General features: G+C 37.4%; 5 protein-coding genes, 1 pseudogene and 1 riboswitch. Of the genes and pseudogenes, 5 read left to right on the top strand and 1 reads right to left on the bottom strand.

The window, feature by feature from the left end:
- Window positions 1-133: 133 nt before the first annotated feature.
- From P8O16_RS18155 to metF, 5 genes are all read left to right on the top strand, one after another.
- The gene (locus P8O16_RS18155) at window positions 134-4,405 is read left to right on the top strand and encodes a PAS domain S-box protein (RefSeq protein WP_300317075.1); all 4,272 of its coding nucleotides are present in this window, start codon (window positions 134-136) and stop codon (window positions 4,403-4,405) included.
- A gap of 71 nt (window positions 4,406-4,476) precedes the next feature.
- Window positions 4,477-5,793 carry a hypothetical protein gene (locus tag P8O16_RS18150; RefSeq protein ID WP_300317072.1) on the top strand — a complete coding sequence of 439 codons (1,317 nt, stop codon included), beginning with the start codon at window positions 4,477-4,479 and terminating at the stop codon, window positions 5,791-5,793.
- A gap of 88 nt (window positions 5,794-5,881) precedes the next feature.
- Window positions 5,882-5,982, top strand: a riboswitch (SAM riboswitch).
- Between the two features lie 58 nt (window positions 5,983-6,040).
- Complete coding sequence (locus P8O16_RS18145) at window positions 6,041-7,093, top strand: homocysteine S-methyltransferase family protein (RefSeq protein WP_300317069.1); 1,053 nt, start codon at window positions 6,041-6,043, stop codon at window positions 7,091-7,093.
- A 4-nt stretch (window positions 7,094-7,097) separates the two neighbouring features.
- On the top strand, window positions 7,098-9,800 hold the full coding sequence (gene metH / locus P8O16_RS18140; protein ID WP_300317066.1) for a methionine synthase: 2,703 nt from the start codon (window positions 7,098-7,100) through the stop codon (window positions 9,798-9,800).
- Between the two features lie 86 nt (window positions 9,801-9,886).
- Entirely contained in the window at window positions 9,887-10,840 is a 954-nt protein-coding gene (metF, locus tag P8O16_RS18135; protein WP_300317063.1) for a methylenetetrahydrofolate reductase [NAD(P)H], read from the top strand.
- 56 nt (window positions 10,841-10,896) lie between these two features.
- Here metF and P8O16_RS18130 read toward each other — a convergent pair.
- Window positions 10,897-10,992: pseudogene (locus tag P8O16_RS18130) on the bottom strand (IS1595 family transposase); the annotation flags it as partial.

Genomic DNA, 10,992 nt, shown 5'->3' with positions numbered 1-10,992 from the left:
GAATTACCTGGACGAGTTTTGTTACAAACTCAACAGAAGATATTTCGGTCAAAAACTCTTTGACAGACTCATTATTGCTTCGATTTAATCATACTGGCAAGATTGCGGATATACATAATTTTTAATTTGCTTGATGGCTGATTTAAATCAATTTGATATTTCAAGTTTCTTTGATGAATTGCAGGATCCTGTGTTTCTCATTGATTCTGATGAAATCATCTATAAGAACAAATATTTTCACTCGAATTTTCAAGACATTTCAGATTCTTGGCGTGAATGGTTTACCAATTTAAAGCTTCAAGGTGTATTAAATGATTTTTTTGAGAAAGGAGATCGTCCTAAAATTTTTACCATTAAATCTCTCATTGACAATCGTGGGGATTTCATTCAATACGAGTGGAATTTCACAATTCTTCCTTCAAGTTTTCAAAGTAGATTTTTAATCGTAAAAGGGAGGAAAGTTAAATTTTTTACGGAAGGTCAAAACGAAGATTGCTTTGAGGATTCCGGGTTTAATCTCGGTGAAGAGCTTCGGTACATTCAAAGCATTCTTAACAATAGTCATGACCTAATCTCGATTCTCGATAAAGATGGTAACTATAATTTTATCAGTTCTGCTGTTGCAGAAAAATTAGGATTTCCTGCCGAGGCTATTATTGGAAAGAACTACAAGGATTTTATAGAAAGAGGAATTATCGAAATCGTCAAAGGAGATTTCAAGGAAATACTTGTTCAAAATAGAGAAGTGAATATTGATTTTTGGATTAATAAGCAGGATGGATCACGTATTTATTTGGAATGCTATGCCAAAAATCTTTTGAACCACCCACAGATTCAGGGGGTAATATTCAGTGCGAGGGATATCACTGAATATGTACTCACGGATCTTTCGTTACAAAAAAGGTTTGAAATCGAGAATTTGATCAATCAAATTTCAAGTCTTTTAATAAATGCGCCGATTTTAAATATTGAGATTCTTTTTAAAGATTCAATCGCTCGGTTCGGAGAATTTTTGCATGCCAATAAATGCGAGGTATATATTTATAATAAGGATTTCAAAAGTTTTGATTTACTCTCGAATTGGAATTCCCTTGCTAAAAATGCAAATGCATCGACTGATTTTTTTCTTCTGGGAAAAGTAAAATTAATCCTTGATATACTTAAGGAAGGGAAAGTCAAGCTCATTGAAAATGAGAATTCCTCTTCTCTTTGCGTTCCTATGATTTCAGGCTCGAAGCTATTGGGATTTATTGCTTTGGATTTAAAATCTGTGTCTTCAAACGAGGATGAATTTCAAATTTTCAGGCAACTGGGAGATCTTTTAGGTGGTGCTTATAGAGGTAGCCAAATGACTAAAAAGATTGAGAGAAATGAGAGCTTATTGGCTAATACTGAGCTGCTTTCAAAGTCTGGATCTTGGACCTATAGTACTTCAAAAAAGGTGTTTTTCATGTCAGGTGGATTATCCAGTATTTTTGGATATGGTGAGAAGCCTTCGGTACGTGAATTCACTTCTTTAATAAAAAAATTAGAAAAACCCGGAAGAACAGCTTTTGTCCAAAATTTGAAGAAAGCGATTGAAGAGGAAGGGAAAACTTCTGGAGAGTTTATTGTTTTAAATGACGAGGGAAAGCAAGTATTCATCAGCTATGAGATCGAAGCTCGAAGAGACTTTCTTACTCAAGGTCTTGAAGTTTATGGTTTTTGTACAGACATTTCACACAAGAGAGCTTCAGAAGATTATCTGAAACTTCAATCTCAGATTTTAGCTCAAGTTGCTGATCCAATAATAGTTACAGACACAAGTCTAAATGTTATTTATTTGAATGAAGCCGCTGTTCAACTTTGTTGTCCAGAAACAGCAGAAGGATACAGAGGTCAAATCAGTGAATTGGTGACGCTGAAATTAAACTCCGAGCTTGATTTAAACTCTATTGTACAAGACTTAAAAATCGGTACAGTATGGAAACAAGAAGGGAAAATTAGAACAAGACATACTGCTCAGACGCCATTTGAAATTACAATCCAAGCCTTTACCTCAGCATCTAACGAAAAAATTGGTTTTTCTTTCATTTATAGGAATTTAACCGAAAAATATGAAAGTGAAAAGCTTTCTAAACGAGTGCAGCTTATTGTTGAAAACAGTCCTGCTGTAATATTTAGAGTTAATCCTGAAAGAGCATACGAAATTTTATATATCTCTGAAAATATAAATCAGTTTGGTTTCAATGCTATTGATCTAATTAAATCAAAAGTTTCGTTTTTAGATTTACTACATCCCGAAGATTCAGCCAGAATTAATCAATTCATATCAGAGAACCCAAATGAAAATGGTATTTCTTCTTTTTCAGGTGAATATAGAGTAAAAAAACCTGACGGGACTTATGCTTGGGTAGAGGATAAAACTAGAGATGTATTTGATGAAAATGGAAAAATAATTTACCACGAGGGGTTATTTCAAGATATTACAGATCGAAAAAATCTTGAAATTTTCAAAGAAGAGCGTGATAAACAATATCGTGTTTTAGCTTCTAATATCCCAGGGACAAATATTTTTCTTTTGGATAAAACCAGGAAATACATCCTAGCGGAAGGAACCAATTTTGATCATTGGGGAATGAAGAGGGAGGATTTTGAAGGCAAATACCTGTCTGAGATTTCGCTTACAAATTTGGTTGAATTGAATCAGCTGTTGGATCGTGTGTATCACGATAGGGAAATCGTTGATACTGAATTTTTCTTTAAAGGAAGATATTTTCATCGAACTATTAGGCCAATCATTGAAAATGGGGAGGTAGAATTTGCGCTTTCAATCATTAGGGATATTAATGAGGAGTTTCAAGCTAAAGAAAACCTCTTGCGCTCTGAAGAAAAATATAGAACATTAGTAGAGGAATCGACGGAAATAATTTTTTCGCTTTCAGATACTTTTGAAATAGAATATGTATCTCCGAATATTTCTCAATTTTTAGGCTATGTTTCTGAAGAAGTATTGGGTCAAAGTATTTTTGAGTATTTGAATTCCGAGGATTTAGATGTCTTTCAGAACATGCTCGGTCATAACAAGAATATTCTAGATGAATACCAATTTTTGGAATTTAGACTTAGACACAAGAATGGAGAGTATAAGGTGTTTAGCTCTAATGGAAGAATGATTGAATCCAAAAATGGCTCTAAACGCTCATACACCGGTATTGCAAGAGATATTTCTAAACTGAAAGAAGCTCAAAAAGAACTGCTGATGGCGAAAGAAAGGGCTGAGCAGGCTTCTTTAGTAAAGTCACAGTTTTTATCAGTAATGAGTCATGAAATCCGAACACCAATGAATGCTGTCATTGGATTATCACATTTTTTAATGGAGGAGGATCCAAGGCCAGATCAATTAGAAAATCTTCGAACACTCCAGTTTTCTGCTGAGAACTTGATGGGTTTGATCAATGATATATTGGACTTTAATAAAATTGATTCAGGAAAATTGGAATTAGAGCGTGTTTCTTTTGATCTTAGAAACGTCATTAATAGGATTTTACATTCGCACAGTTTTCAAGCAAATGAAAAATCCTTAAAAATCACTTCCGAGATCGATGGCCAGATTCCTCAGGAACTAATTGGGGATCCGGTACGAGTGGGGCAAATAGTCAACAATCTGATCTCTAACGCAATAAAATTTACCGATAAAGGTTTTGTGAGTATTCAGCTTCAACTGGAAAAGAGACAAAGTGGAAAAGCATCTATTTTGTTTAGATTTATAGATTCAGGGATAGGGATTCCGGAAGATAAGTCTGAAAGTATTTTTGAAGCTTTCACACAGGCTTCGTCCTCGACTACCAGAAAATATGGGGGTACTGGACTCGGACTAGCCATTGTGAAACGATTAGTTGAAATTCATGGAGGAGAAATTAAATTGAAGTCAAAACCAAACGAGGGGAGTACATTTGAGTTTACTCTTGAATTCGAAACTACTGAGGACAAAGCAAAATTGCTTAAAAATGAAAAATCAATGTCTCCAAAATCTTTGCAAGAAGCATCTATCTTAGTTGCTGAAGATAATGCTGTAAATCAAATTCTACTTAAAAAGTTTCTCACAAAATGGAATACGGGAAATCTGGTTTTGACTTCTGATGGAGGAGAGGCACTTGAAGAGTTTGAAAAGGGAGATTTTAATTTGGTGCTATTGGATTTGCAGATGCCTGTTTTAGATGGTTTCTCAGTTGCAAGAGCTATTAGAAGTCATAAAGACCCGAATAAGAGTAATATTCCCATTTTGGTTTTAACAGCTACCACACTTCAGGAAATCAAAGGTGAAATGGAAGAAATTGGGATTAATGATTTTGTGCCTAAACCTTTTACTCCAGAGGATTTATATGAAAAATTAAGTCAATATCTGCCGACAAAAAATTCTTGAAAATTCGATTTAGCACTAATTTTGCCTAGTTGGATCTGTAAAATGACCCACATTGAAAATCGAATTTCTTAATGCAGCTTATTTTTAGACTATTCCTACTCGTTTTTACCTTTTTAAGTTTCAATCCTGTCTCAGGCCAAAGACTTATTTCCAAAAGATCCTCAATCTATATTCTTGCAGGTACATCCGGGGCCAAGCTGAATCAGTTTGATAAGCTCTTGGAAGAAAGAGGATTGTCAGGTTTATTAAACCGTTACCAAACTATTGGACTAGGAACCCAGACTCGAATTAATGATTTTGTTTTAGGCCTTGAACTCTATCATAACCAAGGGAAAAGAAGTCAATTTGATGACTTTACTTTAGGTTATCGTACATCAAGAGCTCTTCTGAATGTGGGATACTCTTTTACCGAGGAATCTAGATTTCAATTAATCCACTACATGTCTCTTGGGGTAGGATTTTTGAATTTTCAGATGATGCCTACCGAAAGACCTAGTAACCTTGCTGTTTTTCTAAGTGATCCTGAGAAGGGCTTTATTCTTAGAGAAAAAGATATCCAGAAAGGAACTCAGAATTACGGGAATTTTCTAACCGAAATCGGTTTTCAATTAAGCTATGACTTTGATTTACCTGGTAGACCAGAGGCACTTCAGATCTTAACTAAAGTTGGCTATTCTTTTAGTCCTTTTGAAGGTAAATGGGAATTGAATGGGATCTCCTTTGATAATACCCAAAGTGGTGCTTTTCTAAGAGTTGGAGCGGGAATATCACTTCCAGACCGTAATTTTTTCTACAAAGATGCGGGGATTGGAATCTACCTCATCAGGGGAGTTCATTTTACCAATGCAAGTCGATTGAACCAAGAACTTGAAAAGGCAGGTTTTTCAGCGTTGGATGGTATGCCTTCAAATTGGGGACTTCGGATTCTCGGGAATACAGAGAAATTGCTCTATGGAGCAGAGGTGTTTAATCTTGCATTGTCAGGAAATGCCTCCCCCCTAAAAAGTCAAAGTCTAAATAGTTTAAGAATTTATGCAAATGGGGGTTATAAATTCTTCCAGTTTAAAAATCTAGGGATCGGTGGACTTACGGGTTTGGGGTTTGGAAATATCCGCTATTCACTTTTGACCGACCAAAAACCAGATTTTCCCGAACTTTTTGAAGATCGAACATTTGATGGATATTTAAGGAATACAGGTTTGATGCTGAAGCCAGAGGTCTTTGCCGAGTATGGAATCCCAATGACAAAACGAAAATATTTTGATTTAATGCTTTCTGCATCTTTTGGGTACGAAGTTCCTATTGGAAATTATCGTTTGGGAGAGTTGGATATGGTCGATTTTATGGCAGGTTCTTATTTGACTTTTGGAATCGGAATCAGGCCATAAATACATAATTTGTTATTTTTTGATCCTTTTTCTAATCCATTCCCACTAAATAGACGGATTTATTAGTAAAATGCTATTAACTTTACATTGCTTATCGAGAAAGACCGAGGGAAGGGCCCTATGACGTCTTAGCAACCTAAATTAAAGGTGCTAACTCCCATTCCGGATTAAACCGGAAACAGATGAGCGGACAAGTACTTGTACTTTTATCCGTGTTTTGCTCGATAAGCTTTTTGAAAAAAGAACTATGCAAAACAGAACGGAACTTCTCCTTCAACAACTTTCTAAGAAAATCCTAATCCTTGATGGTGCCATGGGTACCATGATTCAACGATATAAGTTGGAGGAAAATGATTTTAGAACTCCAGATTTAAAAGATCATCCGAAACCTCTTAAAGGAAACAATGACCTTCTCTCCTTAAGCAGGCCGGATATTATTAAAGACATCCACAGAGAATACTTAAAAGCAGGTGCAGATATAATCGAAACGAATACCTTTTCGGGAACATCTATTGCTCAGGAGGATTATAAATTAGGTCATTTGGCCTATGCTATCAATTTTGAATCTGCGAAAATAGCTCGGGAAGTAGCCGATGAGTTTACTTTAAAAAATCCCAATCAACCAAGGTTTGTGGCTGGAGCTGTTGGCCCAACCAATCGGACAGCATCACTTTCGCCAGATGTGAATGATCCAGGATATCGTGCAATTACATTTGACCAGCTTGCCGAAGCCTATGCTGAGCAAGTAAATGGGCTATTGGATGGAGGTGCAGACATTATTTTGGTTGAGACTATTTTTGATACGCTAAATGCTAAAGCAGCGCTTTTTGCTATTCAAGACGTTTTTGAAAAGCGGGGGATCCCATTAGATCCAAAAGAAGGAGGAATTCCAATTATGATTTCAGGTACTATTACAGATGCATCTGGTCGTACACTTTCTGGTCAAACTACAGAGGCTTTCCTGATTTCTGTTTCGCATGTTCCTCTACTTTCTGTGGGCTTGAATTGTGCGCTTGGAGCCAAAGAACTTCGCCCATATTTAAAAGTATTGGCTCAGAAAGCTCCATTTTTTGTCAGTGCCTATCCTAATGCGGGCTTGCCAAATGAATTTGGACAATATGATCAAGGTGCCAATGAAATGGCAGATCAAGTGCGTGATTTTTTGAAAGAAGGAATGCTAAATATTTTGGGTGGTTGCTGTGGCACAACTCCTGAACATATTTCAGCACTTTCAAATATGGCTGCAGGTTTTCAACCTAGAAAACTTGAATTAAATGAGGTAGAGGAACAGTTGGATTGAGCGTATGAAAACTAATAACTATTTAAAACTTTCTGGCTTAGAGCCTTTGATTTTTACTCCGGAGTTGAATTTTGTCAACATAGGAGAGCGAACGAATATTACCGGATCAAAGAAGTTTGCGAGATTAATTCTTGATGGGAATTATGACGAAGCGCTTGAAGTAGCACTTGATCAGGTAAGGGGAGGAGCTCAGATTTTAGATGTCTGCATGGATGAGGGGATGCTGGATGGGGAATTTGCAATGAAGAAATTTCTAAATCTTATCGCTTCAGAACCCGAAATCAGCCGAATTCCGATCATGATTGATAGCTCCAAGTGGAGCATTATTTTAGCAGGTTTGAAATGTGTGCAGGGAAAAGGAATCGTAAACTCTATTTCATTGAAGAATGGAGAGGAGGAGTTCATCCAACAAGCGAAGACTATTAAGAAATTTGGAGCTGCCGTTGTAGTGATGGCTTTTGATGAAAAAGGCCAGGCAGATACCTATGAGCGGAGAATTCAAATCTGCGAGCGAAGCTATAGGATTCTGGTTGACATTGTAAAATTCAATCCACAAGACATCATTTTTGATCCAAATATCTTTCCGGTAGCAACTGGAATGGAAGAGCATAAGAAGAATGCCTTGGATTTTTTCCTTGCAACCAAATGGATAAAAGAAAACCTCCCCGGAGCAAAAGTTTCAGGAGGGGTTAGTAATGTGAGCTTTTCTTTTCGGGGTAATAATCCTGTCAGAGAGGCAATGCATGCCGCCTTTCTTTATCACGCAATCCATCATGGGATGGATATGGGAATCGTCAATCCTACTATGCTGGAAGTCTATGACGATATACCAAAGGACTTGCTTGAGCGGGTAGAGGATGTGCTTTTTGACCGAAAAGAGGATGCTACAGAGCGACTCTTGGATTTTGCAGAGACTGTAAAATCATCAGGGAAAAAGGAGGTTGCAAATGAGGCTTGGAGATCTGATCCCGTATCAAAACGAATTGAACATGCTTTGGTAAAAGGGATTTTGGATTACATCATCGAGGATACAGAAGAGGCTAGAATTCTATTGCAAAATCCACTTCACGTGATTGAAGGTCCATTGATGGATGGGATGAATGTAGTGGGTGATCTCTTTGGAGAAGGGAAAATGTTTTTGCCGCAGGTGGTGAAATCAGCTCGGGTAATGAAAAAGGCAGTAGCTTATTTGGAACCTTTTATGCCTCTACCGGAAGAAGGTCAGGAAGCTTCATCGCTAAAGAAAATTTTACTCGCCACAGTAAAAGGCGATGTACATGATATAGGTAAAAATATTGTAGGAGTAGTTTTGTCTTGCAATAGTTATCAAATCATCGATTTGGGTGTCATGGTTGACGCTCAGAAAATCATCGATGAAGCGATTAAGAATAAAGTTGACATTATCGGATTGAGTGGATTAATTACTCCTTCGCTTGATGAGATGGTTAATGTGGCTTCGGAGATGGAGCGGCAAGGATTAACTATTCCTCTCTTGATTGGTGGAGCTACAACCTCACGAATCCATACGGCTGTGAAGATTGATCCAGTCTATTCCGGGATTGTCATTCATGTGACCGATGCAAGTAAGTCTGTTCCAATAGCAGGGGAAACCATCTCTGAGGAAACAAAAGAGGCATACAAAGTAAAACTCAAAGAGACGTATCGCCAACTTAGAATTGAGCATGAAGCCAAACAATCGGTTAAGCAATTGATTTCCTATGAGGAAGCAAAATCGAATCCTGTGGAAATTGACTGGTCAACAAATAGTCCTGTAAAACCAACTCAACTTGGAAAAACTATTCTGGAAGACTTGGATCTATCTATTTTAAGGCGATATATAGACTGGACGCCTTTCTTTAGCACTTGGATGTTGAGTGGGAAGTATCCTAAAATCCTAGAAGATCCGATCATTGGGTCGGAAGCTAAGAAGCTATTTTCGGATGCGAATCAAATGTTGGATAAGTTGATTGAGGAAAAGTGGATTTCTGCCAAAGCAGTTTTTGGAATTTTTCCTGTGAAAAGGATTAATGATGATGCCCTTGTATTTGAACCAAATGACTTGAATAATTCGATTGGTAAATTTCACTTTTTGCGCCAGCAAGGAAAAAAGGGGAAAGGTGTTCCAAACCGATCACTTGCCGACTACATTCATCCAAGTCAGGAGGATTATTTGGGATGTTTTGCGGTGACTTCAGGCTTAGGTATGGAAAAGAAATTAGCTGAATTCCAAGCTGATGGAGATGATTACAATGATATTTTGTTCAAGGCTTTGGCGGATCGTTTGGCAGAGGCGGCTGCGGAATATGTTCATGAATTAGTGCGTAAGGAATATTGGGGCTATTCAAAGAATGAAGCACTCGATAATGACAGTTTGGTCAGAGAAGAGTACCTAGGGATTCGGCCTGCTCCAGGATACCCAGCTTGTCCTGAACATTCCGAAAAAGAAACTATTTTCAATTTGTTGGAGGTGGAAAATTCTATTGGAATTTCTTTGACTTCCAGTTATGCCATGTATCCTACTTCTTCAGTTTCCGGATTTTATTTTGGGAATCCAGAAAGTAAATACTTTGGATTGGGTAAAATCGGAGCAGATCAAGTAGCAAGTTATGCCGAGCGAAAAGGAGTCACCATTCGAGAAGCAGAACGATTACTATCTCCCAATCTGGCTTATACACCAACATTATCGATTTCAGAATCAGTTTTATGAAATCGAGCATGGCTAAAAAGTCAAACACTAGGATGATTATATTCTGCGAGATTCCATATGGCCTTTAAAAAACAAATTATAAACAGATGAAAATCACCGAACATCTGAAAGAAGCAAAAAGCACGCTTTTCTCTTTCGAAATACTTCCTCCTCTAAAAGGTCAAAGTCTAAAAGAACTCTTGGAGGGAATTTCCCCATTGATGGATTTTAAGCCTCCTTTCGTCGATGTGACTTACCATCGGGAAGAATTTATTTACAAGAAGCATCCAAATGGTTTGTTGGAAAAAATCAGCACTAAGAAGCGTCCTGGAACAGTGGGGATATGTGCTGCAATTATGAATCGTTTTCATATTGATGCAGTACCTCATTTGCTTTGTGGCGGATTTACCAAAGAAGAGACAGAAAATGCATTGATTGATTTGAATTTCATTGGAGTTGAAAATGTATTGGCACTTCGTGGCGATGCACCAAAAACTGAGGGACGATTCATTCCAGAACCAAATGGACATCACTTTGCCAGTGAGTTGGTGCAGCAGATTAAAGGAATGAATGAAGGTAAGTATCTGCATGAAGAAACAGAGATTGGTTTCCAAACTGATTTTTGTGTAGGTGTAGCAGGTTATCCAGAGAAGCACTTTGAAGCACCATCCATGAAGTTTGATCTCAAATACTTGAAAGAGAAAGTTGATAATGGAGCGGAGTACATCGTTACTCAGATGTTTTTTGATAATGAGAAGTTTTTCAAGTTTGTGGAAGATGTCAGGGCAGCGGGGATTACGGTTCCGATCATTCCTGGAATCAAACCGATTACAACTTTGGGACAAATCACCATGCTTCCACGGACCTTTTTCTTGGATTTGCCAGATGATTTGATGGATGAGTTGGAAAAGTGCAAAACCAATCAGGAGGTGAAAGAAGTGGGTATTGAATGGTCCATTGCGCAGTGCAAAGAATTGATTGAAAGAGGAGTTCCCTCACTTCACTTTTATACCATGAGTAAGGCAGATACTACATATAAGATTGCAAAAGAGATCTTTTAGAAAGCCGAAAATTATTAATTAAATACAATCAAGTTTTTAGAGGTGTCCGCTTAACATCATATCATATTTGAGATATACATTTTATCTGCTTTTACCATTCTGATGATTAGATTATTGAAGATGGTGTCTTTGTTCTGGGAGCGATTAATTCG

It is taken from the genome of Algoriphagus sp. (genome assembly GCF_029254265.1).
Taxonomy (GTDB): Bacteria; Bacteroidota; Bacteroidia; order Cytophagales; family Cyclobacteriaceae; genus Algoriphagus.
Note: the sequence above shows the minus strand (reverse complement) of the source record. Positions and strands in the feature narration are given on the sequence as shown.

What these genes read in the sequence shown, in the direction of transcription:
- metF (WP_300317063.1), top strand. Translation starts at nt 9,887, where the DNA reads ATGAAAATCACCGAACATCTGAAAGAAGCAAAAAGCACGCTTTTCTCT.
- metH (WP_300317066.1), top strand. Translation starts at nt 7,098, where the DNA reads ATGAAAACTAATAACTATTTAAAACTTTCTGGCTTAGAGCCTTTGATT.
- P8O16_RS18155 (WP_300317075.1), top strand. Translation starts at nt 134, where the DNA reads ATGGCTGATTTAAATCAATTTGATATTTCAAGTTTCTTTGATGAATTG.
- P8O16_RS18150 (WP_300317072.1), top strand. Translation starts at nt 4,477, where the DNA reads ATGCAGCTTATTTTTAGACTATTCCTACTCGTTTTTACCTTTTTAAGT.
- P8O16_RS18145 (WP_300317069.1), top strand. Translation starts at nt 6,041, where the DNA reads ATGCAAAACAGAACGGAACTTCTCCTTCAACAACTTTCTAAGAAAATC.